The organism is Streptomyces puniciscabiei (assembly GCF_006715785.1).
Classification (GTDB): Bacteria; Actinomycetota; Actinomycetes; order Streptomycetales; family Streptomycetaceae; genus Streptomyces; species Streptomyces puniciscabiei.
This window is the reverse complement of the sequence record NZ_VFNX01000001.1, coordinates 1928938-1955892: the sequence shown is the minus strand read 5'-3', so window position 1 is coordinate 1955892 and position 26955 is coordinate 1928938. Positions and strand designations below refer to the sequence as shown.

At 70.3% G+C, this 26955-nt stretch carries 22 protein-coding genes; 14 read left to right on the top strand and 8 right to left on the bottom strand.

Annotation, left to right across the window (positions count from 1 at the left end; genetic code table 11):
• Positions 1–163: 163 nt before the first annotated feature.
• The 5 genes from FB563_RS08740 (at position 164) to FB563_RS08720 (ending at position 5434) form a co-directional block, all read left to right on the top strand.
• Positions 164–916, top strand: a complete 753-nt coding sequence (locus FB563_RS08740; RefSeq protein WP_142218571.1) for a GntR family transcriptional regulator — start codon at positions 164–166, stop codon at positions 914–916.
• A 474-nt stretch (positions 917–1390) separates the two neighbouring features.
• A complete protein-coding gene (locus FB563_RS08735) occupies positions 1391–1582 on the top strand; it encodes an SPOR domain-containing protein (RefSeq protein WP_055709733.1) in 192 nt (63 codons plus the stop codon).
• Between the two features lie 57 nt (positions 1583–1639).
• Complete coding sequence (locus FB563_RS08730) at positions 1640–2050, top strand: (deoxy)nucleoside triphosphate pyrophosphohydrolase (RefSeq protein ID WP_107100774.1); 411 nt, start codon at positions 1640–1642, stop codon at positions 2048–2050.
• A gap of 99 nt (positions 2051–2149) precedes the next feature.
• Complete coding sequence (locus FB563_RS08725; protein ID WP_055709735.1) at positions 2150–2578, top strand: ATP-binding protein; 429 nt, start codon at positions 2150–2152, stop codon at positions 2576–2578.
• A gap of 270 nt (positions 2579–2848) precedes the next feature.
• Positions 2849–5434 (top strand): SpoIIE family protein phosphatase, encoded by a 2586-nt coding sequence (locus tag FB563_RS08720; RefSeq protein WP_055706747.1) that lies wholly within the window; start codon positions 2849–2851, stop codon positions 5432–5434.
• 50 nt (positions 5435–5484) lie between these two features.
• Here the strand turns inward: FB563_RS08720 and FB563_RS08715 are convergent, their stop codons facing one another.
• Positions 5485–7059 (bottom strand): hypothetical protein, encoded by a 1575-nt coding sequence (locus FB563_RS08715; protein WP_055706748.1) that lies wholly within the window; start codon positions 7057–7059, stop codon positions 5485–5487.
• Between the two features lie 81 nt (positions 7060–7140).
• On the opposite strand from FB563_RS08715, the gene FB563_RS08710 reads away from it, so the two are divergent.
• Both FB563_RS08710 and FB563_RS08705 read left to right on the top strand, forming a co-directional pair.
• Positions 7141–8313, top strand: coding sequence for a glycoside hydrolase family 18 protein (locus FB563_RS08710; protein ID WP_107100647.1), 1173 nt, complete (start codon positions 7141–7143; stop codon positions 8311–8313).
• 85 nt (positions 8314–8398) lie between these two features.
• On the top strand, positions 8399–8707 hold the full coding sequence (locus FB563_RS08705) for a hypothetical protein (RefSeq protein ID WP_055706749.1): 309 nt from the start codon (positions 8399–8401) through the stop codon (positions 8705–8707).
• Here the strand turns inward: FB563_RS08705 and FB563_RS08700 are convergent.
• The 4 genes from FB563_RS08700 to FB563_RS08685 form a co-directional block, all read right to left on the bottom strand.
• On the bottom strand, positions 8688–9458 hold the full coding sequence (locus FB563_RS08700; protein ID WP_055706750.1) for a succinate dehydrogenase/fumarate reductase iron-sulfur subunit: 771 nt from the start codon (positions 9456–9458) through the stop codon (positions 8688–8690). The two genes, FB563_RS08705 and FB563_RS08700, sit on opposite strands and share 20 nt — an antisense overlap.
• Positions 9455–11392, bottom strand: a complete 1938-nt coding sequence (locus FB563_RS08695; RefSeq protein WP_055706751.1) for a fumarate reductase/succinate dehydrogenase flavoprotein subunit — start codon at positions 11390–11392, stop codon at positions 9455–9457. The genes FB563_RS08700 and FB563_RS08695 overlap by 4 nt, the downstream gene beginning before the upstream one ends.
• Positions 11393–11414: 22 nt before the next feature.
• Positions 11415–12236 carry a hypothetical protein gene (locus tag FB563_RS08690; protein WP_055706752.1) on the bottom strand — a complete coding sequence of 274 codons (822 nt, stop codon included), beginning with the start codon at positions 12234–12236 and terminating at the stop codon, positions 11415–11417.
• A 67-nt stretch (positions 12237–12303) separates the two neighbouring features.
• A complete protein-coding gene (locus FB563_RS08685; RefSeq protein WP_055706753.1) occupies positions 12304–12594 on the bottom strand; it encodes a hypothetical protein in 291 nt (96 codons plus the stop codon).
• A gap of 314 nt (positions 12595–12908) precedes the next feature.
• Here FB563_RS08685 and FB563_RS08680 point away from each other — a divergent pair, with 314 nt between their 5' ends.
• The 7 genes from FB563_RS08680 (at position 12909) to FB563_RS08650 (ending at position 23883) form a co-directional block, all read left to right on the top strand.
• The gene (locus FB563_RS08680) at positions 12909–15098 is read left to right on the top strand and encodes an ABC transporter family substrate-binding protein (protein ID WP_055706754.1); all 2190 of its coding nucleotides are present in this window, start codon (positions 12909–12911) and stop codon (positions 15096–15098) included.
• A 153-nt stretch (positions 15099–15251) separates the two neighbouring features.
• The gene (gene typA / locus FB563_RS08675) at positions 15252–17159 is read left to right on the top strand and encodes a translational GTPase TypA (RefSeq protein WP_055706755.1); all 1908 of its coding nucleotides are present in this window, start codon (positions 15252–15254) and stop codon (positions 17157–17159) included.
• A gap of 549 nt (positions 17160–17708) precedes the next feature.
• Positions 17709–18743 (top strand): ABC transporter permease, encoded by a 1035-nt coding sequence (locus FB563_RS08670; RefSeq protein WP_055706756.1) that lies wholly within the window; start codon positions 17709–17711, stop codon positions 18741–18743.
• A 58-nt stretch (positions 18744–18801) separates the two neighbouring features.
• Positions 18802–20610 carry an ABC transporter substrate-binding protein gene (locus FB563_RS08665; protein WP_055706757.1) on the top strand — a complete coding sequence of 603 codons (1809 nt, stop codon included), beginning with the start codon at positions 18802–18804 and terminating at the stop codon, positions 20608–20610.
• Between the two features lie 86 nt (positions 20611–20696).
• Positions 20697–21677, top strand: coding sequence for an ABC transporter permease (locus FB563_RS08660; RefSeq protein WP_055706758.1), 981 nt, complete (start codon positions 20697–20699; stop codon positions 21675–21677).
• Between the two features lie 10 nt (positions 21678–21687).
• Positions 21688–22752 carry an ABC transporter ATP-binding protein gene (locus tag FB563_RS08655; protein WP_055706759.1) on the top strand — a complete coding sequence of 355 codons (1065 nt, stop codon included), beginning with the start codon at positions 21688–21690 and terminating at the stop codon, positions 22750–22752.
• A gap of 12 nt (positions 22753–22764) precedes the next feature.
• Positions 22765–23883, top strand: a complete 1119-nt coding sequence (locus FB563_RS08650) for an ABC transporter ATP-binding protein (protein WP_055706760.1) — start codon at positions 22765–22767, stop codon at positions 23881–23883.
• Here the strand turns inward: FB563_RS08650 and FB563_RS08645 are convergent, their stop codons facing one another.
• The 3 genes from FB563_RS08645 to FB563_RS08635 form a co-directional block, all read right to left on the bottom strand.
• Positions 23884–24624, bottom strand: coding sequence for a class I SAM-dependent methyltransferase (locus FB563_RS08645; protein ID WP_055706761.1), 741 nt, complete (start codon positions 24622–24624; stop codon positions 23884–23886). It abuts the gene before it with no gap.
• Positions 24625–24842: 218 nt separating this feature from the next.
• Positions 24843–25901 (bottom strand): ABC transporter ATP-binding protein, encoded by a 1059-nt coding sequence (locus FB563_RS08640; RefSeq protein ID WP_055706762.1) that lies wholly within the window; start codon positions 25899–25901, stop codon positions 24843–24845.
• 26 nt (positions 25902–25927) lie between these two features.
• On the bottom strand, positions 25928–26953 hold the full coding sequence (locus tag FB563_RS08635) for an ABC transporter ATP-binding protein (protein ID WP_142218570.1): 1026 nt from the start codon (positions 26951–26953) through the stop codon (positions 25928–25930).
• Between the last annotated feature and the right edge of the window lie 2 nt (positions 26954–26955).

Below are 26955 nucleotides of genomic sequence, written 5' to 3'. Positions count from 1 at the left end.
CAGCTGTCCGAGCGTATCTATGCGGCTATAGGGAGAAAGTGCCTGGGTAAAGGCCCTGCGCGCCTCGCGTAATCACATCGAGTGATTCCCTGGCCTTCGCTTGCACGGCACAACCCACGGTTGCCAGGCTGTTGCTGTCTGTACAACCTGATGGGAGCGGCCAGTGACTTTCGGTGAGCAGCCGGCGTACCTGCGTGTCGCGGGTGATCTCCGCAAGAAGATCGTCGACGGTTCGCTGCCGCCCCACACCCGCCTGCCCTCCCAGGCCCGCATCCGCGAGGAGTACGGCGTCTCGGACACCGTCGCGCTGGAGGCGCGCAAGGTGCTGATGGCCGAGGGGCTGGTCGAGGGCCGCTCCGGTTCGGGGACGTATGTCCGCGAGCGCCCGGTGCCCCGCCGCGTGGCCCGCTCCGGATACCGCCCGGCCACCGGTGCCACGCCCTTCCGGCAGGAGCAGGCGGACGCCTCGGTACGCGGCACCTGGGAGTCCAGCAGCGAGCAGACCGAGGCCGGCGCCGCCATCGCCGAGCGGCTGGGCATCCAGGCCGGTGACCGGGTGATGCGCACCAAGTACCTGTTCCGCGAGGCCGGCGAGGCGATGATGCTCTCCACCTCCTGGGAGCCCCTCGCCGTCACCGGCCGCACCCCGGTGATGCTGCCCGAGGAGGGTCCGCTCGGCGGCATGGGCGTGGTCGAGCGCATGCGCGCCATCGACGTCATCGTGGACAACGTCACCGAGGAGGTCGGCGCCCGCCCCGGCCTCGCCGAGGAGCTCCACGCCCTCGGCGGCGTCCCCGGCCATGTGGTCCTGGTCGTCCACCGCACGTACTACGCCTCGGGCCGCCCGGTGGAGACGGCCGACGTGGTGATCCCGGCGGACCGGTATCAGGTGGCCTATCACTTGCCTGTCAGATGACGTGGGTTGGAGGGGGTGGCCGGCCACCCGCAGGGCTGACGCGCCCGCCCTCGGGCCCCACCGGCACCTTGTCCCCCAACCCCGCCGCGGTATCGCTGTCCCCGTGCGCGCCCCCCGAGTGAGGTAGCGCACACCCCTGGCGCCTTCGGCCGGCGTGACCTCTGGTCGCGCGACCTCCGGCCGGGTTGAACCAAGGCCACAATTCGGCCGTTTTCCCAGGTGGTCAGGGGTCACACGGATATGCCTCCGACTCGCGACGGCGGCGCTCACAGCGGCGCGTTCGCTCCCGTGCGCCCCCTGCGTACTGGCCGGTTGCATACCTCTTTGTGAAAAGGCGTGTTCGCTGCGTAAAGGTTGGGCGTACGCTCGGGCATATGCGTATTGCGGTTTCCTTAGGTGGGGCACGGCGGGGGCCCACAGGAAGCGGAAGCGGGTGGGGCGGTGCGAGAAGGAGCGGCGCGGGCGGTGGGGGCCATGAGTGAGGGGACGGTCTCCCTGCCCTGGATCGTGATACGGCAGGACGACAACGGCAATCGCTACCGCGTGGGCCGCTACGCGACCCGAGCCGAGGCCCAGAAGATCGCCGACAGCCTCGACGACCGGGGACACAAACAGCTCTACTGGGTCGAGCGCATCGGCCAGAACGGGGACGGCGCCCGCAACTGACCACACGCGCCCTCCCGTAGGCTCCGCCCCATGACGTCCATGACCCCCGGCACACCGATGACGGACCGGACCGTGGTGGTGGGAGCCGCCCTGCTCGATGCCGGCCGGCTGCTCGCCGCCCGCCGCAGCGCACCCGCCGACCTGGCCGGACGCTGGGAGCTGCCCGGCGGCAAGGTCGAGCCGGGCGAGCGGCCCGAGGACGCCCTGGTGCGCGAACTGCGCGAGGAGCTCGGCATCGAGGCCGAAGCGGTCGAGCGGGTGCCCGGTCAGTGGCCGCTGCGCGCGCCGTACGTCCTGCAGGTGTGGACCGCCCGCCTGCGCCCCGGTTCGCCCGCACCGAGGCCCCTCCAGGACCATGACGAGCTGCGCTGGCTGACCCCGGACCGCATCTGGGAGGTCGACTGGCTCGACCAGGACGTGCCGGCCGTCCGCGAGGTCTCACCCCGGCTCACCACCGGCCCGCGCTGAGCGCTCCCTACGCCGTTCGTGCCACTGTGCGCCCTCCTGTGCGGTACTCCCGCTGGGATATCGGGTATGTGCCCATTAACCCCATGAAACCGGACATGGGTGGGCTGGCTGGCCTGGGAAGTGATCGGCGTGATCGACACCGATGGCGACTGCGCCGAGTGGACGTTTCCCGCGGAGCCGGGCGCCGTGCGCACCGCACGCGCCGCCGTCCGCCGCCAGTTGCACGGCTGGCACCTCGACTGCGTCGCCGACCTGGCCGCGTTGCTGGTCAGCGAGCTGGTCACCAACTCGCTGCGGCACGCCACCGGCCCCATCGGGGTACGGCTCGTACGTCCCCTCGGGCTCGACGACGCGCTGCTGGTGGAGGTGTCCGACCCGCTGCCCGACCCGCCGCGCGAACGCGTCGCCCACGACGAGGACGAGAGCGGACGCGGTCTGCAGCTGGTCGCCGGCTCCTCCCGCCGCTGGGGCACCCGGCCCGGCGCGAGCGGGAAGACCGTCTGGTTCGAACTGGCGGTGCCGGGGTGAGCGGGAAGCACTCGGGGGGCAGGGGGGTGTACGGCCGGCGGGGGTGCGTCCACCGTGCGCCGCGGGCGCGCGGCCGGCTCCGGGGCGCGTGATTCGAGGACGCTTTCCCTGGTTAGAAGAGTGGAAGTGTTCTCACGGTCGGTCCGAAAAACATCTGGACCGAGCTGTGATCGTGAACACCGTGTCATGCGGCGCCGTAGTGCTGGATACTGCGGGCAGCCGCTGTCGGTGACCGGTGCCGGGCGCGGTGAGCTGGAGGGGACGGTTCGCGTGAGCGAGATACCAGCGAAGGCCACGGAGTCCGAGGACCCGTCGGACGGCGCGATGAACCAGGCCGCGGAGGCCGCCGCACCCGGCGACGCCATGTGGCAGAGCAGTCCGCCCGGTTCCATCTACGACTACATCAAGGTCGCGTCCTTCTCCATCGGCCCCGGCGGGCTGGTCGACCAGTGGAGCCTGCGCGCCGAGCAGCTCTTCGGCGTCCCGGCCGCACGCGCCGTCGGCATGGACCCGATAGAGGCCTTCATCGACCCCGACCTGCGCGAGCGCGGCCAGCGCAAGATGGCCGAAATCCTCGACGGGCGCGAGTGGACCGGGGTGGTGCCCTTCCGGATGCCGGACAAGGCGGACGGCACGCGGGGCGAGGAGGGCCTGGCCGAGGTCTACGTCATGCCCACCCGGACCGCCGAGGGCGACAAGGCCGCCGTGTGCATCGTCGTCGACGTCCGCACCCTGCGCAGCATCGAGACCGATCTGGCCGCCTCGCAGGCCATTTTCGGTCAGTCCCCGTTCGGATTCCTGCTGATCGACACCGATCTGAGAGTCCGTCGGGCCAACGAACGGTTCGCCTCCACCTTCGGCGGAACCCCGGACGACCACCGGGGCAAGGGAGTTCACGACTATCTGCCGCGGGGTGAGGCCGAGCGGGTTTCGGCCACCCTGCGGCGGGTGCTGGAGACCGGCCAGTCCATCACCGACATGCATGTCACCGGTCACCTCCCCGGCTCCGAGGAACGCCGGCACTGGTCCGTCAACCTCTACCGCGTGCACGGCGGCAGCGGCCGGCCCATCGGCATCGCCTGGCTCGGCACCGACATCACCTCCCGCCGGGCCGCCGCCCGCGAGGCCGCCGCCGCCCGGCGCAACCTCGCCCTGCTCAACGAGGCCGGCGCGCGCATAGGGAACTCCCTCGACCTGGAGACCACGGCCCGGGAACTCCTCGACGTCGTCGTCCCCGGCTTCTGCGACCTCGCCACCGTCGACCTCTACCAGGGCCTGCTCACCGGCGACGAGACCCCGCCCGGGCTCACCGACGGCAGCGCCGAACTGCGCCGCGTCGCCTTCGCGAGCGCCGTCGCCGGCGCCCCCTTCGCCGGCTCCGGCGAGCCCGTCGAGGTCGGCGCGGTCCACCACTTCCCCTTCAACTCGCCCTGCGCGGACGCCCTGCGCACCGCCCGGCCGCGAGCCGTTCCCCCCGAGGAGGGCGGCCTCGTGCAGTCCACGCTGGCCGTGCCGATGGTGGCCCACGACACGGTCGTCGGCCTCGCCCAGTTCTCCCGCGCCAAGGGCAGCGAGCCGTTCGGCGACCGCGACCGGGACCTGGCGGTGGAGCTGGCCGCGCGCGCCGCGGTCTGCATCGACAACGCACGCCTGTACCGCAGGGAGCACGAACGGGCGCTGATACTGCAACGCTCGCTCCTCCCGCCCGGTGACCCCGAGGCCTCCGGGCTGGACATCGCCTGCCGCTATCTGCCGGGCAACGCGGCGACCGAGGTGGGCGGCGACTGGTTCGACGTGATCGAACTGCCGGGCCACCGTACGGCGTTGGTGGTGGGCGACGTGATGGGGCGCGGCCTGCGGGCGGCCGTCGCGATGGGGGAACTCCGCACCGCCGTACGGACCTTGGCGCTGCTGGATCTCGAACCGGCCGAGGTGCTCTCGGCGCTGGACGAGATCGCGCGGGGGCTGGGGACGCCGGGAGGCGTGCAGCAGGCGACCCGTACCGCCCGCCAGCCGAGGGACGCCGACCTCTCCGAGGTCTACCTGGCGACCTGTGTGTACGCCGTCTACGACTCCGTCACCAGACGCTGTACGTTCGCCAACGCCGGCCATCTGCCGCCGGTGCTGGTCGAGCCCGGTGAGCCGGCCCTGATGCTGGACGTGCCGCCCGGCATGCCGCTCGGGGTGGGCGGCGAGCCCTTCGAGGAGGTCGAGGTCGAGCTGCCGGAGGGCGCGCTGCTGGCGCTCTACACGGACGGCCTGGTCGAGTCCCGCGACCACCCCCTGGACGAGGGCCTGCAGGCCTTCGTCGGTGCGCTCACGGACCCGTCCCGCCCTCTGGAGGACGTCTGCGACCACGTCCTCAACACCCTCGACACCCACCACGGCGAGGACGACATCGCGCTGCTGATGGCCCGGGTCCAGGGGCTGCCGGCCGAGTGCGTCGGCGACTGGACGCTGCCGCGCGAGCCGCGGAGTGTGGGGCGGGCGCGGGAGTATGCCCGGGGGCAGTTGCTCAGCTGGGATCTGGAGCCGCTGGTCGACACGACGGAACTGCTCGTCAGCGAGCTGGTCACCAACGCGCTGCGGTACGGCGAGGGGGAGATACGGCTACGGCTGCTGCTCGACCGCACGCTGGTCTGTGAGGTGTGGGACAGCGGGTTGGTCCAGCCGCGTCGGCGGCGCGCCCGGGACACGGACGAGGGGGGCCGGGGGCTGCAGCTGGTGGGGTTGCTCAGTGCGGCGTGGGGCTCGCGGCGTACGCCTCGCGGCAAGACGGTGTGGTTCGAGTTGCCGTTGCCCGGGGCGGAGGCGGGCCTGACCGACCCGGCGGAGGCCCTGCTGAGCCTCTTCTGAGCCGCCCACCGGTGGCTCCGCCCCCAGACCCCCGGGCACGGCTTCCTCGGCTACGCAGGCGTTGAGAAGCCGTGGCGGGACCTTGTCCGGGGGCCGCCGTAGCTTGCCGGGGGACCGGCGTCCGGGGTTTCGGACAGGAGGATTCCGCCGAGGACCGCGGCCGCCAGGCCCGGAACATCGCCGTCGGCGGCGGTGTGCGGGTTGCCGTGGGCCCGTACGTTCCGTTCGGCGAGGTCCCGGGCCTCGCGGGCCAGTTCATCGGCCTGGGCGGCGTGGCCGGCACCCAGTTCGCGTGCCGCCTCCGCCAGGCGGACCCGTGCCTCAGGGCCCACCGCGCCCCGGTGCACCGTGACGAAGTCGTCCGCGCCGGCGACCGAACTCCTCGCCGCGAGCAGCGCCGCGGCGGACGGCGCACCGGCAAGGCCCGTCTCCAGCCGCTCCACCGCCCGCGCGATCCGGCGCAGGGCGTCGAGCGGGTCGTACGGGCCGGCCGTCAGCTCCTGCCGTACGGCGGCCAGCACGGCGTCCGCGTGGGCCAGCCGGGCGTGCAGCTCACCGCTGGTCAGGGGACCCGGCACGCCCCCTTTCCGGGCCGCCGCGATCTCCGCCTCCGCGCCGGTCAGCGCGGCCGGCACCAGCGCCGCCGCCTCCCGCAGCTCGGCGGCGAGCCGTTCCACCCCGGTGACCAGCACGTCGGCCTGGGCCACCGCGCCCTCGGCGGCCCGCAGCTGCCCGGCGGCCCGCGCACCGGCGCCCGCGTCGGCCGACTGGCGGGCCTCGTTGAGCCGCATGGTGGCGAACACCAGCCGGTCCTTGGCCTGTTCGAGGTATCCGGTGACGGGCGCGACGGCCGCCGGCGTGCAGCGGTCGCGCAGGGAGGTCAGGGTGTCCCCGGCGGTCAGCGTCCGCCCCGTCAGCTCCCGGAACCGCCACTCGGCGACCTCCAGCGCCCCGGCCAGCCCCGGCCCGTCCAGCTCCCGCAGCCGGTCCAGCGCGGCAGCCTCGGCGTCCAGCCGGCGTCCCGCCTCCGCGCACCGGCCGACCACGCCGACCAGGGCCTGCCGCCGGGCCACGTCGTCCTCCGGCACCCCCTGCTCGTACCGCCGCCAGATCGCGCACGCGGCCGCCAGCTCGGTCTCGGCGGCCCGCAGCGCATGGTCGAAGGGATCGGTGTCCGCCTCCGCGAAATGCGCCCGGACGAAGGAGAGTTCCTCCCGGCTCGTGCGCACACAGTCGTCGGCCAGGACCAGCGCGGCGCGCGCCTGGCGCTCGGAGTCGGCCGGAGTGGGCGCGGGCGGGGCGGCCGAGACGATCCCGGGGGTCGTACGGGTCCGGGCACGGCGGGTGCGGCGCAGGTAGCCGTATCCGGCCAGCCCCACGGCGGCGACCACCGCGATCAGGGGCAGCACGAGGTCGGCGGTCGACGTCTCCTCCTGCGGCGGCGCGGCGGCGCTCGCGACGGTCCCGCTGGGCGTCACGGGAACCGGATCTTGCGCACCGACCGTCATCACCGGCAACACCAGCCACCCGGCCCCGACCACGACACCCAGCACGGCATGCGCCACCCGCACGCGTATGTGCGCCTTGGCGCGCCGGGGCCGGCCGCGGATCAGGGAGGACGTCACATTTCGGAGCGTATGGGCAGGTAGGCGGCTTCGCGAGCGGGACGGATACGGCTGGGGGACGGGATGGGCAGGGGGTCAGGAATGGACGCCAGAGGCAGCGACCGGCCGGTGACGGACGGGGCAGGAGCGCAGGGGGGAGCCGGCGAGCTCGTGCGGCGGCCGGCTCGGAGCGCCCCCGCCGAGGACGCACCGCAGGAGCCACCCGTACCCGACTGCGAAAGCCGCCCGGCCGGTGGGAGCCGGAAGCGCACCTGGCCTCGCACACTGCGGCGCACCGCGCTCGCCCTCGTCCTCCTGCTGCTCCTCCCCACCCTCGCCGCGGAGACCGCGCTCCGCATCAACTACACCGGCACCCCCGAACGCGGCACGTACACCCGCGACCGCGATGCCATCTGGCTCGGTCACGCCTGGATCGACGGCCGCAGGACCGACGCCGACGTCACCGCCCTGGCCGGCCGTCTGCGCGACACCGGCATCCGCGACCTGTACGTCCACGCGGGCCCCCTGGAGCACGACGGAACCCTTCCCGGGTCGGCCTACCCACGGGCGCGTTGGCTCGTCGAGACCTTGCACGGCAAAGCGCCGCACCTCCGCGTCCAGGCCTGGCTCGGCGACGAGGTCGCCCCCGAGAAGCCGTACGCCATGCACCTGGAGCGCCCCGCGACCCGCTCCCACGTGGTCGCCTCCACCCGCCGGATCCTGGACGCCGGCTTCCAGGGTGCCCACTTCGATCTGGAGCCCCTGCACTCCGGCGACCGGAACTACCTCGCCCTCCTGGACGCCCTGCGCCGCGTCACCCGGGCCCACCATGCGGTGCTCTCAGTCGCCGCCCACCAGATCGATCCGCTGCCGGCCCTCCACTCCTTCTGGGGCACGGCCACGGGCCATCCCAAGTGGTGGTCGCAGGCGTACTTCGGGCAGGTGGCGCGCCGTGTCGACCAGATCGCGGTGATGTCGTACGACACCATGCAGCCGTTGCAGAGCCTGTACGGCGGCTATGTCGCCCAGCAGACCTCGCTGGCCCTCGAGGTCACACCCGAGTCCACCGACCTGCTCATGGGCCTGCCCTTCTACCACGAGAACCGCTTCGGCCACTGGGCCCGTGCCGAGACCGTCCCGGCCGCGGTACGCGGTGTCCGCCTCGGCCTGTCCCGCACCGACAAGGACCGGGCGCGCTTCGGGGTCGCCCTCTACGTCGACTTCGCGGCCACCGAAGCGGACTGGAAAGCGTATCGGCAGGACTGGGTCCGGTGACCGGAACACGACAGCACAGAACCGTCACCGGAGCCGGCTGCCGGCCGTTGGCCGAGGCCCTGTATCTGGTGGGAGCATGACCGGCATGCACATGTTCTTGGTGGTGGCGGCCGTCCTCGCGGTGACGCTCATGGGGGCGCTCGGCGTCCTGGCCGTCGTGGGGGTGTGGGTACCGCCGGTGGCCCGCCGCCGGGTGCTGCGGCCACGGCTGTGGGGGTACGGGGCGCTGGTGAACGCGGTCGGGCTGGCCCTGTTCATGTTCCTCGGGCCCCTCTCCGACGCGGGGCTGGCACCCCTTCCGGCCCTCGGCTGGTGCCTGTGGATGGGCGGAATGGTGGTCCAGCTCCTCGCCCAGCGCCCCGGTCGCCCCGCACCTACGAAGACCGCCTCCTGATCTTCGACCCGAGCCACACCAGCGGGTCGTACTTGCGGTCGACCGCGCGCTCCTTCATGGGGATCAGGGCGTTGTCGGTGATCTTGATGCCCTCGGGGCAGACCTCGGTGCAGCACTTGGTGATGTTGCAGTAGCCGAGGCCGTGTTCGTCCTGCGCGGTTCGCTTGCGGTCCAGGCCGGTCTCGGCGGCCGCGTCCAGCGGATGCATGTCGAGTTCGGCGATCCGCATCAGGAAGCGCGGGCCCGCGAACGCCGTCTTGTTCTCCTCGTGGTCGCGCACGACATGGCAGGTGTCCTGGCACAGGAAGCACTCGATGCACTTGCGGAACTCCTGCGAGCGGTCCACGTCCTCCTGCATCATCCGGTACTCGCCGGGACCGAGCCCGGCGGGCGGCACGAAGGCCGGGACCTCCCGCGCCTTCTGGTAGTTGAAGCCGACGTCCGTCACCAGGTCCCGGATCACGGGGAAGGCGCGCAGGGGTGTGACGGTGATCGTCTCCTCGCGGGAGAACACCGACATCCGGGTCATGCACATCAGCCGCGGGCGGCCGTTGATCTCGGCCGAGCACGAACCGCACTTGCCGGCCTTGCAGTTCCAGCGCACGGCCAGGTCGGGGGCCTGGGTGGCCTGGAGGCGGTGGATGATGTCCAGCACCACCTCGCCGTCGTTGACCTCGACCTCGAAGTCCTCCAGGCCGCCGCCCTCGGCGTCACCCCGCCACACCTTGAAGCGGGCCTCGTAGCTGCTCACTCGTACAGCTCCTCTTCGGCGAGGTACTTGACCAGCTCCTCCTTCTCGAAGAGGGCGAGCAGGTCCGGGCGGATGGGGGCCGTGGTCTCACGGCTGAGGCGGATCTGGCCGCGGCCGGGATCGGTCGCCGCGAGGCCGCCGGTGGGGTCGGCGAGGGCGCACAGCAGGTTCACGTTGCGCCACTTGCGGTCCATCGTGGGGTGGTCCTCGCGGGTGTGGCCGCCGCGCGACTCGGTGCGCTCCAGCGCGGCCCGGGCCACGCACTCGCTGACCAGCAGCATGTTCCTGAGGTCGAGGGCCAGGTGCCAGCCGGGGTTGAACTGGCGGTGGCCCTCGACCCCGGCGCGGCGGGCGCGTACCCGCAGCTCGGCGAGCTTGTGCAGGGCCTGCTCCATCTCGCCCTCGCGGCGGATGATGCCGACGAGGTCGTTCATGGTCTGCTGCAGTTCCTGGTGCAGGGTGTAGGGGTTCTCCGGCGGGCCCGCCTCGCCCTCCCGGTCCGCCTCCGCGGAGAACGGGCGCAGGGCCTCCGCCGCGGCCGTGTTGACCTGGGCGTCGTCCACCGGCGGGCGCTGGTGGGCCAGCCCCTGCGCGTACTCCGCCGCGTGCCAGCCCGCGCGGCGTCCGAAGACCAGCAGGTCGGAGAGCGAGTTGCCGCCGAGCCGGTTGGAGCCGTGCATACCGCCGGCCACCTCACCGGCCGCGAACAGGCCCGGCACCCCGCGTGCGGCCGCGGTGTCGGAGTCGACCGCGATGCCGCCCATCACGTAGTGGCAGGTCGGCCCGACCTCCATCGCCTCCGCCGTGATGTCGACGTCCGCCAGCTCCTTGAACTGGTGGTACATGGACGGCAGCCGGCGCCGGATCACCTCCGCCGGCATACGCGTGGACACGTCCAGGAAGACCCCGCCGTGCGGCGAGCCCCGGCCCGCCTTGACCTCGGCGTTGATGGCGCGGGCCACCTCGTCGCGGGGGAGGAGTTCCGGTGGGCGCCGGTTGTTGTCCGGGTCCTCGTACCACCGGTCGGCCTCCTCCTCCGACTCGGCGTACTTCTCCTTGAAGACGTCCGGGATGTAGTCGAACATGAACCGCTTGCCCTCGGAGTTCCGCAGGACCCCGCCGTCGCCGCGCACCGACTCGGTGACGAGGATGCCCTTCACCGACGGCGGCCAGACCATGCCCGTCGGATGGAACTGCACGAACTCCATGTTCAGCAGCGGCGCGCCCGCCAGCAGTGCGAGCGCGTGGCCGTCGCCCGTGTACTCCCACGAGTTCGACGTCACCTTGAAGGACTTGCCGATGCCGCCGGTCGCGATCACCACGGCTGGGGCTCCGAGGACGAAGAAACGGCCGCTCTCCCGCTCGTACGCGAAGACACCGGAGACCCGGTCACCGTCCTTGAGGACCCGCGTGACCGTGCACTCCTGGAAGACCTTCAGCCGGGACTCGTAGTCCCCGGTCTCCTTGAAGTCCTCCTGCTGCAGGGCGACGATCTTCTGCTGGAGGGTGCGGATCAGCTCCAGGCCCGTACGGTCGCCCACGTGCGCGAGCCGCGGGTACTCGTGGCCGCCGAAGTTGCGCTGGGAGATCCGGCCGTCCTTCGTGCGGTCGAACAGCGCGCCCCAGGTCTCCAGCTCCCAGACCCGGTCGGGGGCCTCCTGGGCGTGCAGCTCGGCCATCCGCCACTGGTTGAGGAACTTGCCGCCGCGCATGGTGTCGCGGAAGTGGACCTGCCAGTTGTCGTGCTCGTTGGCGTTGGCCATCGCCGCCGCGATGCCGCCCTCGGCCATCACCGTGTGCGCCTTGCCGAACAGGGACTTGCAGATCACCGCCGTACGGGCACCCCGCTCGCGCGCCTCGATCGCGGCCCGCAGCCCGGCGCCGCCGGCACCGACCACGACGACGTCCCACTCCTGGCGGTCGACCACGGACATTCGCTCAGATCCTCACTGGTCTCTAGAAGAAGCGCGGGTCGGCGAAGACCCCGGACGCGACGAGATAGACGTAGAAGTCGGCGAGCGCCACGCTCAGCAGAGACGCCCAGGCCAGCTGCATGTGGCGGGCGTTGAGCCTGCCGACGAACTGCCACGCCTTGTAGCGCACGGGATGCCGGGAGAAGTGCCTGAGCTTGCCGCCGACGATGTGCCGGCAGGAGTGGCAGGAGATCGTGTAGGCCCAGATCAGCGTGATGTTGACCAGGAACACCACGGTGCCGAGGCCCATGTGGCCCCAGTTCTCGTGCGTGTCGCGGAAGGACAGCACCGTGTCGTACGTCAGCACGCCCGCGACCAGGATCGCCGCGTAGAAGAAGTACCGGTGGACGTTCTGCAGGACGAGCGGGAAGCGGGTCTCACCGGAGTACTTCCTGTGCGGCTCGGCCACCGCGCAGGCGGGCGGGGACGCCCAGAAGCTGCGGTAGTACGCCTTGCGGTAGTAGTAGCAGGTCAGGCGGAAGCCCAGCGGGAAGATCAGGATGATGATCGCCGGGGAGATCGCCCACCAGCTGCCGAAGAGGTCCGCGTTCGGCCCCGCAGGCATGCTCTTGCAGTTCTCCGCGAGACACGGCGAGTAGAACGGCGAGACGTACGGCGCCGAGTAGTAGTCCGCGTTCGCGAAGGCCCGCCAGGTCGAGTAGACGACGAAGGCCAGCAGACCGGCCGCGGTGACGGCGGGCGCCAGCCACCAGCGGTCGGTCCGCAGATGCGGGGCGGCGATCTCGGCGCGCGCGGTGGTCCGTACGCCGCCGCTGTTCTGTTGGGGTTCCGTACCAGTGGCCAATGCGGGGCTCCGCTTCTATGGCTCGTTCTGCGCTCGGGGACCTGTGGCTCGGGGACGGCTCGGTGGATCAGGGGGCGTGGCGGTCTCGGGCGCCCAGGCCCTCGTCGTCCGAGCCCACCCACAGGCTGGTGTCGTACGGCGCGTCGGAGATGGTGACGAGGTCGGGTCGGCGGGGCGACTCGGGCGAGGCGGCCGCCTCACGCAGCAGCGCCACGCTCTCCCGCAGATGGTCGGCGTCCAGCCGGACCCGGCGCATGTCCAGGCCGCCGCTGCCGAGCTGGTGTTCCAGGCGTCCCAGCGACCGGTACAGATCGTCGAGAGAGCGCTGGACCGAGGTGATGTCGTCGTGCACGGACATGACTTGCCCTCACTTCCGCGGTTCCGGCGGGCCATGGGCGGCGACGTTCACGCGCCTTGGAGTGTTGCGCGCCACACCCGCCGATGTGAAGGCGTGTGCAGCGATTGGCGGAGGCGCACTGGTGCATCTCCGGTGGTGTTGCGCCACACGAGTGGGGTTACCGCCCGTGGGCGACGTGTCGCCCGCTGTTGCCGGATCCTTTCCTCTTCAGTGGGCCGCATAGATCTGATCAGCTCCATATACCGCCAAAGGTGATCAGCTCCACATTCCGACACATGTGAGCATAAACCCGCGGCTTCCCGGAGGTAGCAGAGATGTCCCACGACGGAGTCGGACCGCGCGCCGTCATGCGATCGGTCGCCTACCTGGCCGCAGGCGCGCTCGCGGTGCCGTTCCTCGCCGGGTGCGGCTCCGACGAGGAGGTTCCCAAGCCCCTCGCCGCGCAGGACATCGCCCCGGTCGCCCGTGGCCTGGTCGCCGACGGCGGGACTCTGAAGTGGGCCGTCGACGCCCTACCCGCGACCCTGAACACCTTCCAGGCCGATGCCGACGCCGGCACCAGCCGCGTCGCCCAGGCCGTCCTGCCGTCGATGTTCCGGCTGGACGCCACCGGCCGGCCGGTGCCCAACCCCGCCTATCTGGAGTCGGCCAAGGTCATCGAGACCGAGCCGCGCCAGGTGGTGCTGTACAAGCTGAACCAGCAGGCCGTGTGGAGCGACGGCCGGGAGATCGGCGCGGCCGACTTCGCCGCCCAGTGGCGCGCCCTGTCCGGCAGGAACAGCGCGTACTGGACCGCCCGCAACGCCGGCTACGACCGCATCCAGAAGATCGAGCGCGGCGCGAACGACCTCGAGGTCCGGGTCACCTTCTCCCGCCCCTACGCCGACTGGAGGTCGCTGTTCTCCCCGCTGTACCCGAAGGACGTCATGGGCACCCCGGACGCCTTCAACGACGGTGCTCGCCGCGCTCTGAAGGTCACCGCCGGCCCGTTCACCGTGGCCAAGGTCGACACCGCCCAGAAGGACGTCGTCCTCACCCGCAGCCCGCGCTGGTGGGGCAAGGCCGCCAAGCTGAACGAGATCGTGCTGCACGCCGTACCCCGCGACAAGCGGGCCGAAGCGCTCGCCGACGGCAGCGTGGACCTCGCCGACGTCGACCCCGCCGACGCCCAGCGGATCGGGCTCGCCGCCCACGGCGCCGCGAACCCGCTGCAGGGCTCCGGGAAGACCTCGGTGAAGAAGCTGCGCGCGTGGGCGCGCGCGCACGACCTGGACCCGGACGACGTCAAGGCCGGCCGGAAGGAGCTGGGCAAGGCCATCTCCGAGTACCTGGACGAGCAGCAGGCGCTGAGCGGTGTCGAGGTCCGCAGGTCGCTGGAGCCCGCCTACACCCAGCTCGCCCTGAACGGCTCCCGGGGCCCCCTCGCCGACGAACGCGTCCGCCGGGCCGTCGCCCGGGCCCTGGACCGCCGGGAACTGGCCAGGCTGGTGCTCACCCCGCTGGGCCTGCCCGCCGTTCCGGTCGGCAGCCATCTCGCCCTGTCCGGGCAGGCCGCGTACGCCGACAACAGCAGCGCGATCGGCGGCCAGGACCCCAAGGAGGCCCAGGCGCTGCTCGCCGACGCCGGGTGGGTGCCGGGCGGACCGGTCCAGGAGCCGAAGAAGGGCGAGAAGGCGGCCGGGCCCGAGCACGGGAGGACCGGGAAGGACGGCGAGAAGAAGGACAAGGGCGAGAAGGCGGACAGGGAGAACAAGTCCGACGGCGGCAGGGACGGCGAGTACATCGTCGGCGAGGACGAGAAGAACGGCGGACGCGGGGACGGCGGTGACCGGCACCTGGCCCAGGAGGGCAGGCACGGGGGCGCGCAGGGTGCCTACGCCCCCCAGGGCACCGCCGCGCCGGCGGCCGCGGCGAAGCCGCTCGCCAAGGACGGCAAGCCGCTCCTGCTCCGCTTCGTGCTCCCGTCCGGCGCCGGCTCCCAGACGCTGACCTCGGTCGCCGACCGGATCTCCGCCATGCTGGAGCGGGTCGGCATCCGGACGACGATCAGCAAGGTCTCGGACGCCAGCTACTTCAAGGACCACATCGCCGCCGGGGACTACGACCTCGCGCTGTACTCCTGGCCGTCCACCGCGTTCCCGGCGACGGACGACCGGCCGGTGTATGCCAAGCCGGTGCCGGCGGCGGACGGCTCGCTGAACGTCGAGCAGAACTACACGCGGGTCGGCACCGACCAGGTGGACCAGCTGTTCGACGAGGCCGCGACCACGCTGGACGGGGACGAGGAGGTGTCGCTGATCCGCAAGGCGGACGCCAGGATCTGGGCCGCGGCCGGGTCCATTCCGCTGTACCAGCGGCCTCAGCTCGTGGCGGTGCGGAAGAACCTGGTCAACGCCGGGGCGTTCGGATTCCAGACGCCGGTCTACGAGGACATGGGCTTTCTGAAGAAGGGGGCGAAGCTCCCCGCAAGTCCCACGAGCGCCTCCGCCGGTCCCACCGGCTGACCTCCCCGGAGATCATCACACGGCCCTGCGGAGGCCGCCTCTCGCGGGGCCACGTACCATGGGGTGAGGCCGTGGCGTGTCCAGCCCGGCAGGACCCGCGCGACACAGACGTACGCGCAGGGCAATCCTCACACCCCGGGAGTTCGTCGCACTATGGCCACGCGCCACGACATCCGCAACGTCGCCATCGTCGCTCACGTCGACCACGGCAAGACCACCATCGTCGACGGCATGCTGAAGCAGGCCGGCGCGTTCGCCGCCCACCAGCTCGACCAGGTCGACGACCGGGTCATGGACTCGAACGACCTGGAGCGTGAGAAGGGCATCACGATCCTCGCCAAGAACACGGCGGTGAAGTACCACCCCAAGGACGGCGGGGAGCCCATCACCATCAACATCATCGACACCCCCGGCCACGCCGACTTCGGCGGCGAGGTCGAGCGCGGTCTGTCCATGGTGGACGGTGTCGTGCTGCTGGTGGACGCCTCCGAGGGCCCGCTGCCGCAGACCCGGTTCGTGCTGCGCAAGGCGCTGCAGGCCCGCCTGCCCGTCATCCTGTGCATCAACAAGACGGACCGCCCGGACGCCCGGATCGACGAGGTCGTCAACGAGACCTACGACCTCTTCCTGGACCTGGACGCGGACGAGGAGCAGATCGAGTTCCCGATCGTCTACGCCTGCGGCCGTGACGGCATCGCCTCGCTGACCAAGCCGGAGAACGGCACGGTCCCGGCGGACTCCACCAGCCTGGAGCCGTTCTTCTCCACGATCCTGGAGCACATCCCGGCTCCGACGTACGAGGAGGACGCGCCGCTCCAGGCCCACGTCACCAACCTCGACGCGGACAACTTCCTCGGCCGTATCGCGCTGCTCCGGGTCGAGCAGGGCGAGCTGCGCAAGGGCCAGACGGTCGCCTGGATCAAGCGCGACGGCTCGATCAGCAATGTGCGCATCAGCGAGCTGATGATGACCGAGGCGCTCACCCGCAAGCCCGCCGAGAAGGCCGGCCCGGGTGACATCTGCGCGGTCGCCGGTATCCCCGACATCATGATCGGCGAGACCCTGGCCGACCCCGAGAACCCCATCCCGCTGCCGCTGATCACGGTGGACGAGCCGGCGATCTCCATGGTCATCGGTACGAACACCTCGCCGCTGGTCGGCCGGGGCGGCACCGGCAAGGGCGCCGACGCGAAGGCGGCCGTGAAGGACCGCAAGGTCACCGCGCGCCAGGTGAAGGACCGCCTGGACCGTGAGCTGATCGGTAACGTCTCCCTCCGGGTGCTCGACACCGAGCGTCCGGACGCCTGGGAGGTCCAGGGCCGTGGTGAGCTGGCGCTCGCCATCCTGGTCGAGACCATGCGCCGGGAGGGCTACGAGCTCACCGTCGGCAAGCCGCAGGTCGTCACCAAGGAGGTGGACGGCAAGGTCTACGAGCCGGTCGAGCGCATGACGATCGACGTGCCCGAGGAGCACATGGGCGCGGTCACCCAGCTCATGGGCGTCCGCAAGGGCCGTATGGACAACATGTCCAACCACGGTTCCGGCTGGGTCCGCATGGAGTTCGTCGTGCCGTCCCGCGGTCTGATCGGCTTCCGGACCGAGTTCCTGACCCAGACCCGCGGTACCGGTATCGGGCACTCCATCCACGAGGGCCACGAGCCCTGGTTCGGTCCGCTGCAGACCCGCAACAACGGCTCGCTGGTCGCCGACCGCTCCGGCTCCGTCACCGCGTTCGCGATGACGAACCTCCAGGAGCGCGGCGTGCTCTTCGTGGAGCCGGGCACCGAGGTGTACGAGGGCATGATCGTCGGTGAGAACTCCCGCTCCGACGACATGGACGTCAACATCACCAAGGAGAAGAAGCTCACCAACATGCGGTCCTCGACGGCCGACGTGGCCGAGTCGATCGTGCCGCCGCGCAAGCTGTCGCTGGAGCAGTCGCTGGAGTTCTGCCGTGACGACGAGTGTGTCGAGGTGACCCCGGAGGCCGTTCGCATCCGCAAGGTCGTGCTCGACCAGCGGGAGCGGGCGCGCGCCGCGAGCCGCGCCAAGCACGGCTGATTCCTCAGCAGTTGAGCCCGGGCGTCCCCAAGGATGGGGACGCCCGGGCTTTTTGCAACCCGTTTTTTGGTGGCCCCATGTCCGACATGCGGAGATCGCTGCCCGATAGCCATGTAACAAGTCCGTTTCGCGCCTTCTTCGGTCGAACAGTTTGTCCAGATTTTGGAAGGTGTAGCGGTGAGCTGTGACTGAATTGAGATCTACGGGCGGTGGTCGGTGCTCGACCCATGGCAGATAGTTAGCCGCGTAGCGCTCGGGTCAATGGGTCCAGCGCACTGTGGGGACAGTGTGCCGACTCACGAGCACCAGGGGGTGTCTGGCCCTCCGTCAGGGGTGTCGGAGGGAAGACGGAAACCCTCTCCTGTTGGTGAACACGTGGAGTCATGAGGAGGTGCACCCATGCGCGGTGTCGCAAACACCAGGTGGGTCGGTTCGTCAATTCCAGCGGTGTGATTCGGCGGTAGAACTACGCGCGTCCGCCTGGCGGTTCCGCGCGTCCTCGGAGTACCCGGGCACCTCCCACACTCATACCTGTGAAACGGACGAACCGTGACAAGTCCTATCGACATTGAGGGCGGCGGTACTTCGGTCGTCGTCGACGGCGAACCAGGGCCGGAGGCGAAGAGCGACACCGTCAAGCTCGAAGGCCGGTCCCCCGGCCAGCTGATGTGGCTGCGCTTCAGGCGCGACCGCACGGGCGTGATCTCGGCCTACGTCGTGGGCTTCTTCTTCCTGATCGGCCTGCTCGCCCCGCTGATCGCCAAGGTGTACGGCAAGAATCCGTACACGGTGTACGCGGACGAGCGCCCCGAACTCTTCGACAGCGCCGGCGTGCCGGTGCACCCCAACGGCGGTATCAGCAGCGAGTTCTGGTTCGGCCTCGAACCCGGCAACGGCTACGACGTCTTCACCAAGCTGATCTACGGCATCCGCACCTCGTTGATGATCTCGGTCGCCGTCACCATCGCCGTCGTCATCACCGGCATCCTGCTCGGTGTCGCGGCCGGCTATCTCGGCGGCAGGACCGACTACTTCATCGGCCGGGTCATCGACTTCCTCCTCGCCTTCCCGGCACAGCTGTTCTTCATCGCGAGCATGCCGGTCGTGGTGTCCCTGTTCGTCAGTCCCCGCGACGAGACCCCCACCTACGTCCGGGTGCTGGCCCTGATCATCGTCCAGTGGTTCCTGGGCTGGATGGGGCTCGGGCGCATCCTGCGCGGCACCGCACTCGCCCTGCGGGAACGGGAGTTCATCGAGGCGGCCAAGGTCAGCGGGGCCTCGCCGTGGCGGATCATCCGCAAGGAGATCCTGCCGAACCTCGTCACCCCGCTGCTGGTGCAGTCGACGTATCTGCTGCCCAACTTCGTGACCGCCGAGGCCGGTCTGTCGTACCTGGGCGTCGGCATCGTCGAACCGACGCCGGACTGGGGGCAGATGTTCTCCAAGGCGTCCACCGAACTGGTGATGCAGAACGACATCACCTACATGTTCTTCCCCGGCGTATCGATGATCATCTTCGTCGTCGCGTTCAACCTGCTCGGGGACTCGGTCAGAGACGCCTTCGATCCCAAGACCGCGCGCTGACCGCAGCACGTCAATCACACGGAACGTCAATTTTCACAGATGGGTGGGAAATTTCGTGATGAGTAGGGGCGGACGCCACGTCTACGGCGCGCTCTCCGTGCTCGCGGCCGGAGCTCTCGTGCTCACCGGTTGCAGCAAGGGCGGCAGCGACAGCGGCACCAGTGACAAGAAGGACCAGCAGGACGCCAAGCGGCAGCAGGCGTCGATCAAGTTCGGCGGCACGGCGGACTCCACCGGCCCGGCCGCCGCCGTGCCCGGCGCCAAGTCCGGCGGCACCATGGAGGTGCTGCAGCGGGACAGCTTCGCGCACCTCGACCCGGGGCAGATCTACGTGTCCGACCAGATGGCGCTCGCCCAGCTGATGCACAGAGGCCTCACCGGCTACAAGGCCACCGGCAACGACGGCAAGCAGCACGAGGTCGTCGGCGACCTCGCCACCGACTCCGGCACCACCACGGACGGCGGAAAGACCTGGAAGTACACGCTCAAGGACGGCATCAAGTTCCAGGACGGCACCCCGATCACGTCCAAGGACGTCCGCCAGTCCGTCGAGCGGCTCTTCGCGCCCTTCATCACCCAGGGCCCGACCTACCTGCAGCAGTGGCTGGCCAACTCCTCGGGCGCCACCTACCGCAAGCTGCTCCCGGACGGCCCCTACAAGGGCAAGCACCTGCCGGACAGCGTCCTGGAGACGCCCGACGCGAAGACGGTCGTCTTCCACTTCGCCAAGCCGCACCCGGACCTGCCGTACACGCTCGCCATGGCGGGCTACGCCGTCGTGTCCGCCAAGGGCGACACCAAGGAGAAGTACGACAAGGCGCCGCTGGCGACCGGCCCGTACGAGGTCCAGTCGTTCAAGTCCGGCAAGTCGATGGTGCTGGTCAAGAACCCCAACTGGGACCCCAAGACGGACCCGATCCGCCACCAGTACGTCGACCAGTTCAACTTCACGTTCAACCAGCAGTTCGAGACCTCCACCAAGGCCCTGCTGGCGGACAGCGGCCCCGACCAGACCGGCGTCAGCTTCAGCAACCAGGTGGACGCGGGCAACCTCTCCCAGGTGCTGCGGGACCCCAAGCTCAAGTCCCGCACGATCTCCGGCTACCAGCCGTACGTCGGCCAGATGAACATCAACATGAGCAAGCCGGAGATGAAGGACGTCCGCGTGCGCCAGGCCATCGCGTACGCCCTGCCGATCACGCCGTTCGTGCGTGCCTACGGCGGCACCGACGCGATGGAGGTCGCCGGCGGCGTCATCAGCCCGACCGTCAGCGGCTACGACGCCTCCTTCGACCCGTGGGGCAAGAAGAAGAACCCGGCCGGTGACCCGGAGAAGGCCAAGGCGCTGCTGAAGCAGGCCGGCAAGCTCAACATGAAGCTGACCTTCGGCTACACCAACACCCCCGAGGGCCAGCAGTACTCCACCGCCATGGCGGCGGGCCTGAAGAAGGCCGGCTTCAACGTCCAGCGCCAGGAGATCCCGTCCGAGACCTACTACGACCAGGTCTCCAAGCTGAACAACAACTACGACATCTTCCACACCGCGTGGGGCGCCGACTGGCCGTCCGCCTCCACCGTGATCCCGCCGCTGTTCGACGGCCGTGGAATCGCCGACGGCGCGCAGAACTACCCGCAGATCAACGACCCGAAGGTCAACAGCGAGATCGACCGGATCAGCACGATCACCGACCCGGTCAAGGCCGCGGCCGAGTGGGAGAAGCTCGACCAGTACATCGTCAAGGACGCCGTCGCCGTCGTCCCGACCGCGTACTACAAGCAGACCCAGATCGCCGGTTCCAAGGTCGGCGGCCTCGTCTACGACGACGTGATCGGCGGAGTCGACCCGCGCCGCCTCTTCATCAAGTAACCGTCCCCTCCCGGTACCCGGCGCGCCCCCGCACCAGGGGCGCGCCGGGCGCCGCAAGGCCGCCGACGTCTGAGAGCTGCCCTGTCATGCTGCGCTTCCTCGTCCGCCGGATCATCGGTGCCGTCGTCATTCTGTTCCTGCTGAGCATCGTCACGTTCGTGCTGTTCTTCGGGGTGCCCCGGGATCCCGCGCTGATGATGTGCGGCAAGACCTGCAACCCCACGAGCATCGCGAACATCCACCACGTGCTCGGCCTGGACAAACCCATCACCGAGCAGTACTGGATCTTCCTGCACAACCTCGTCATGGGCAGCAACCAGTTCGACCAGGGACCATGCCCAGCCCCCTGCTTCGGCTACTCGTACCACACCAACGAGCTGGTCTGGGGCACCCTGCTGGACCGGCTGCCCACCACCGTCTCGCTCACCCTGGGCGCGGCCGTGTGCTTCCTGGTCATCGGGCTCGGCACCGGGCTGCTCGCGGCCTGGCGGCGCGGCACACTGATCGACAAGACGGCCACCGCCGCCGCCATGGTCATCAGCTCGCTGCAGATCTACTTCCTCGGCCCGCTGGCCCTGGCGATCCTCGTCTACCAGACCCACTGGTTCGACAAGCCCGCCTACACCAACTTCACCCAGGACCCCGTCTCCTGGCTCAGCGGCCTGATCATCCCCTGGGTGATCCTCTCCACGATCTTCGCCGCGCAGTACACCCGTATGGCCCGCTCCTCGATGATCGAGCAGCTCCAGGAGGAACACGTCCGCACCGCCCGCGCCAAGGGCATGTCCCGCCGTTACGTCTTCTTCCGCTACGCCTGGCGCGGTTCGCTGATCCCGATCGTCACCATCTTCGGCATCGACCTCGGCTCGCTGTTCGGCGGCGCCATCATCACCGAGTACACCTTCGGCCTGCCCGGCCTCGGCAACCTCGCCGTCCAGTCCGTCTTCTTCAGCGACCTGCCGCTGCTGCTCGGTGTGATGCTCTTCTCCGCCAGCATGATCCTGCTGTTCAACATCATCGTCGACGCCGCCTACGCCTTCATCGACCCGCGCGTGCGGCTGTCCTAGGAGCACTGTCGTGACCACTCTGACCAAGGAGGCCGGTGCCCCGAACCCGGCCGGCACAGCTCCGCTGCTCTCGGTGCGCGACCTGCACGTCAGCTTCAAGACCGAGGACGGCGTCGTACGGGCCGTGGACGGGCTCTCCTTCGACCTGGAGCGCGGCAGGACGCTCGGCATCGTGGGGGAGTCCGGCTCGGGCAAGTCGGTGACCAACCTGACCGTCCTCGGCCTGCACAACCCCATGTTCACCACCGTCGAGGGCGAGATCCTGCTGGACGGGCGGGAGTTGACGACCGCTCGGGAGTCGGAACTGGAGAAGCTGCGCGGCAACAAGGTCGCCATGATCTTCCAGGACCCGCTCACCGCGCTCTCCCCGTACTACACGGTCGGCCGGCAGATCGCCGAGCCGTATCTGAAGCACACCGGTGCCTCCAAGAAGGAGGCCTGGACCCGTGCGGTGGAGATGCTCGGCAAGGTCGGCATCCCCCACCCCAGGGAGCGGGCGAAGGACTACCCGCACCAGTTCTCCGGCGGCATGCGCCAGCGCGCCATGATCGCCATGGCCCTGGTCTGCGACCCCGACCTGCTCATCGCCGACGAGCCGACGACCGCCCTGGACGTGACGGTCCAGGCGCAGATTCTCGATCTGCTCAAGGACCTGCAGCAGGAGTTCGGATCCGGCATCATCTTCATCACCCACGACCTGGGGGTGATCGCCGACATGGCCGACGACATCATGGTGATGTACGCGGGCGGCGCGGTGGAGCGGGGCACGGTCGACGAGGTGCTGCGCTCGCCCCGGCACCCCTACACCTGGGGCCTGCTGAACTCGATGCCGCGCCTGGACTCCGACCTCGGCGGCCGGCTCTCCCCGATCCCCGGCGCCCCGCCCTCGCTGCTCAATCCGCCGTCCGGCTGCCGTTTCCACCCCCGCTGCGCCTATCCGGAGCGGGTCGAGGGCACCGGCCGCTGTGTGCGCGAGCGCCCGCTGCTGGCGCCGGACCGGGCCTCCGCGTGCCACCTCACGGAGGAACAGAAGCGGACCATCTTCATCGAAGAGATCAAGCCCCGTCTGGGCTAGGAGGACATCGGCATGACTGAGGACATGGTCCTCCCGGCTCCGCGCGACAAGAGCGCCGCCCCGGACGGGGAGCCGCTGCTGGAGGTCTCCGGACTGACCAAGCACTTCCCGGTCAAGGGCGGCTTCCCGATCCGCCGGACCATCGGCGCGGTGCAGGCCGTGGACGGCATCGACATCACCGTGCACGCCGGGGAGAGCTTCGGCCTGGTCGGCGAGTCGGGGTGCGGCAAGTCGACCACGGGCCGGCTGATCACGCGCCTGCTGGAGCCGACGAGCGGCACGATCACCTACCGCGGGCAGGACATCAGCCACGCCTCGCGGGGGCAGCTCGCCCCGATCCGCTCGGAGATCCAGATGATCTTCCAGGACCCGTACTCGTCGCTGAACCCGCGGCAGACGGTCGGCAAGATCATCTCCGGGCCGATGGAGATCAACGGGATCGAGCCGGAGGGCGGGAGGGAGAAGCGGGTCCGCGAGCTGCTGGAGATCGTGGGTCTGAACCCGGAGCACTTCAACCGCTTCCCGCACGAGTTCTCCGGCGGCCAGCGCCAGCGCATCGGCGTGGCCCGCGCACTGGCCCTGGAGCCGAAGCTGATCGTGGCGGACGAGCCGGTCTCCGCGCTGGACGTCTCGATCCAGGCGCAGGTCGTGAACCTGCTGCAGGAGGTGCAGAAGGGACTCGGCATCGCGTTCGTGTTCATCGCCCACGACCTGGCCGTCGTCCGGCACTTCTCGCAGCGGGTGGCGGTCATGTACCTGGGCAAGATCATCGAGGTGGGCGACCGCGACTCCATCTACACCCGGCCGCGCCACCCGTACACCCATGCCCTGCTGTCCGCGGTCCCCGAGGTGAACCTCTCCGAGGACGACACGGGGGCTCGCGAACGCATCCGCCTGGCCGGCGACGTCCCCTCGCCCATCTCCCCGCCCTCCGGCTGCCGCTTCCGTACGCGCTGCTGGAAGGCCCAGGACAAGTGCGCGACCGAGGAACCGCCGCTGGTCCGGATCTCCGGCAACCACGAAGGCCACCTGACGGCGTGCCACTTCCCGGAGGAGCCGACGACCGAGGCACGGGACGAGGACATCGTGCTGGACCCGGCACTGGTGGCGCTGGAGGAGGACGCCGACTAGTCAGGCCGGCTGGGCCACGGTGATGATCTCTGGGCTGGCGGGGGTGAGCGGCCCCCGCCCCCAGTCGCCGTACTGCTCCACGACCGTCAGGCCGGCCTCGGCCAGGAAGCCCGCCAGGGACTCCTCGTCCAGGAACCGCAGGACGCTGTGGCAGACCTGCGGGGCCGGCCAGACCTCGCCCTCGTAGGTCTCGGTGAACCTCACCCGGTCACCGCTGAGCCCGTCGCCCTGGACCTCGTGCCACACCCGCACCGGGGTGCCGTCGGCGGCCGTGATCTCGTGCACCCGGTCCGGGGTCCACCGCTCCCAGGCGCGAGCGCCGGGGTTGCGGGTCTCGAACACGAACCGCCCGCCGTCGCCGAGAGCCGCCCGGACCCCGCGCAGACAGTGCCGGACGTCCTCGTCCCGGACCAGTTCCTGGAAGGCGTGCCCGGTCATGACGGCGAGGTCGAACTCCCCGGCCCACAGCCGGGCGCGCATGTCCCCGAGCACCCACTCCACGTCCGGCCGGGCCCGCCGCGCCTGGACGAGCATGGCGGGGGCCGGGTCGAGCCCCGTCAGCCGGCCCCGGTGCCCCTCGGCCCGGGCCCGCCGCAGCAACTGCCCGGTGCCGCACCCGACATCCAGCACCGAACGGGCCGCCCGCACCAGACCCAGGTAGAAGTCGTCTCCCGGCCCCCAGGGGTTGAGGCGGTCGTAGAGGGCGGCGAGCGTGAGATCGGTAAACACATGATCTACCACCGCGGCAGTCTGACACACGTTGCTGAACGGCGTGTCAGGTTCGGGTGCAGTTCTTGAGGGGTTCTCAACTCTTGGCGCGGGCGGCCGGGTTGTACGACGAAGGCCCGCGCCTGGGGAGGCGCGGGCCTTCGTCCCCTGGAAACGGACGTTCAGGGGCTCGGGTCAATGGGCCGGTGAAGGTCCGTTCCGCGAGGGGGCGACTGACGAAAAGGGGTGTGTCAGGCCGCCGCCTCGGGGTCCTTGGAGAGACGGTCCTTGGAGGCGCGGGGGGCGGGGATCGTCTCCCGCGTCTCAGGATAGTGGCACGCCGTCAGGTGACCCGGCTTGTTGCCCTCCGCCTGCACCAGCGGCGGGGCCTCCGTCGCGCACTTCTCCGTCGCCTTCCAGCAACGGGTGCGGAAGCGGCAGCCGGAGGGCGGGTTGATGGGCGAGGGCACGTCGCCGACCAGCCGAATGCGCTCGCGCGGCTCCTCGTCCACCGTGGCCTCGGGCACGGCGGAGAGCAGGGCCCGGGTGTAGGGGTGGCGCGGGTTGCCGTACAGGTCCTCGCGGTCGGCGATCTCGACGATCTTGCCGAGGTACATGACCGCGACGCGCTGCGAGAAGTGCCGGACGATCGCGAGGTCGTGGGCGATGAACACGAACGCGATGCCGAGTTCCTTCTGCACCTTCTGCAGCAGGTTCACGACCTGGGCCTGGATCGAGACGTCGAGGGCGGAGACCGGCTCGTCCGCCACGATCAGCTTCGGCTCCAGGGCGAGCGCGCGGGCCACGCCGATGCGCTGGCGCTGGCCGCCGGAGAACTCGTGCGGGAAGCGGTTGAAGTGCTCGGGGTTGAGACCGACGATCTCCAGCAGCTCGCGGACCCGCTTCTCGCGGCCGCCGGCCGGGTTGATGTCGTTGATCTCCATCGGCCCGGAGATGATCTTGCCGACCGTCTGCCGCGGGTTCAGCGAGGCGTACGGGTCCTGGAAGATCATCTGGATCTCGGAGCGGATCGGCGCCAGCTGCTTGCGGCCCGCGTGCGTGATGTCCTGCCCGCGGTAGGTGATCGTGCCGCCGGTCGGCTCCATCAGGCGCGTGATCAGCCGGCCCGTGGTCGACTTGCCGCAGCCCGACTCACCGACGAGGCCCAGGCTCTCGCCCTCGCCGACCTGGAAGTCCAGCCCGTCCACGGCCTGCACCGCGCCGACCGTACGGCGGATCGGGAAGCCGCCCTTGATCGGGAAGTGCTTGGTGAGCCCGGAGACGTCCAGGAGGGGGTTCGTGTTGCTCATGGTCGTGAAGTCCCGTCTGCTGTCCGTCAGTTGTGCCGGGTTGCGGCGAAGTCGGTGAAGAGCTCCCGCTTCTGCTCCGCGGTGAGGTGGCAGGCGGAGCCGCGGCCCTCCACGACCTCCAGCAGCGGTCGGTCGCTGGAGCACTTTCCGTCGGCGACCTGCTCCGCGAACGCGCAGCGCGGGTGGAAGCGGCAGCCGGAGGGCGGGTTGAGCAGCGAGGGCGGGGAGCCGGGGATGGGGGAGAGCGGCACGTCGACCGGGCCGTCCAGGCTCGGCATCGAGTTCAGCAGGCCCAGGGTGTAGGGGTGGTCCGGGGCGCTGAGCACCTGCTTCTTGGTGCCGCGCTCCACGCACCGGCCGCCGTACATCACCAGCACGTCGTCCGCGATGTCGGCGATGACGCCCAGGTCGTGCGTGATGAAGATGATCGCGGTGCCGAACTCCTGCTGCAGGTCCTTCAGCAGGTCCATGATCTGGGCCTGGACCGTCACGTCGAGGGCCGTGGTCGGCTCGTCGGCGATCAGCAGCTCGGGGTCGCAGACCAGGGCCATGGCGATCATCGCGCGCTGGCGCATACCGCCGGAGAACTGGTGCGGGTAGTCGTCCACCCGCACGTCCGGCTGCGGGATGCCGACCCGGCGCAGCATCTCGATCGCGCGGTCCCGGGCCTCCTTCTTGGAGCAGCCGGTGTGCTTGCGGTACGTCTCCGCGATCTGCACGCCGACCTTGTGGTACGGCGACAGGGAGGCCAGCGCGTCCTGGAAGATCATGGACATCTTGTTGCCGCGCAGCTTCTCCAGGGTCCGCTCGGAGGCGGTGAGAAGCTCCTGCCCGTCGAGCAGGACCTCGCCCTCGAGGGCGGTGCGTTCGCGGTTGTGCAGGCCCAGGATGGCCAGGTTGGTCACCGACTTGCCGGAGCCGGACTCGCCGACGATGCCGAGGGTCTTGCCCTTCTCCAGGTCGAAGGAGAGCCCGTCGACGGCCTTGACGATGCCGTCCTCGGTGGAGAAGTGCACGCGCAGGTCGCGGACGGAGAGGAAGGGGGTGCTCATCT

Excerpts from the sequence above, each read along its gene's own strand:
- FB563_RS08705 (WP_055706749.1), top strand. The coding sequence starts at position 8,399 with ATGCACATGTTCTTGGTGGTGGCGGCCGTCCTCGCGGTGACGCTCATG.
- FB563_RS08685 (WP_055706753.1), bottom strand. The coding sequence starts at position 12,594 with ATGTCCGTGCACGACGACATCACCTCGGTCCAGCGCTCTCTCGACGAT.
- FB563_RS08680 (WP_055706754.1), top strand. The coding sequence starts at position 12,909 with ATGTCCCACGACGGAGTCGGACCGCGCGCCGTCATGCGATCGGTCGCC.
- FB563_RS08650 (WP_055706760.1), top strand. The coding sequence starts at position 22,765 with ATGACTGAGGACATGGTCCTCCCGGCTCCGCGCGACAAGAGCGCCGCC.
- FB563_RS08635 (WP_142218570.1), bottom strand. The coding sequence starts at position 26,953 with ATGAGCACCCCCTTCCTCTCCGTCCGCGACCTGCGCGTGCACTTCTCC.
- FB563_RS08695 (WP_055706751.1), bottom strand. The coding sequence starts at position 11,392 with ATGTCCGTGGTCGACCGCCAGGAGTGGGACGTCGTCGTGGTCGGTGCC.
- typA (WP_055706755.1), top strand. The coding sequence starts at position 15,252 with ATGGCCACGCGCCACGACATCCGCAACGTCGCCATCGTCGCTCACGTC.
- FB563_RS08730 (WP_107100774.1), top strand. The coding sequence starts at position 1,640 with ATGACGGACCGGACCGTGGTGGTGGGAGCCGCCCTGCTCGATGCCGGC.
- FB563_RS08660 (WP_055706758.1), top strand. The coding sequence starts at position 20,697 with ATGCTGCGCTTCCTCGTCCGCCGGATCATCGGTGCCGTCGTCATTCTG.
- FB563_RS08665 (WP_055706757.1), top strand. The coding sequence starts at position 18,802 with ATGAGTAGGGGCGGACGCCACGTCTACGGCGCGCTCTCCGTGCTCGCG.
- FB563_RS08710 (WP_107100647.1), top strand. The coding sequence starts at position 7,141 with ATGGACGCCAGAGGCAGCGACCGGCCGGTGACGGACGGGGCAGGAGCG.
- FB563_RS08735 (WP_055709733.1), top strand. The coding sequence starts at position 1,391 with ATGAGTGAGGGGACGGTCTCCCTGCCCTGGATCGTGATACGGCAGGAC.
- FB563_RS08640 (WP_055706762.1), bottom strand. The coding sequence starts at position 25,901 with ATGAGCAACACGAACCCCCTCCTGGACGTCTCCGGGCTCACCAAGCAC.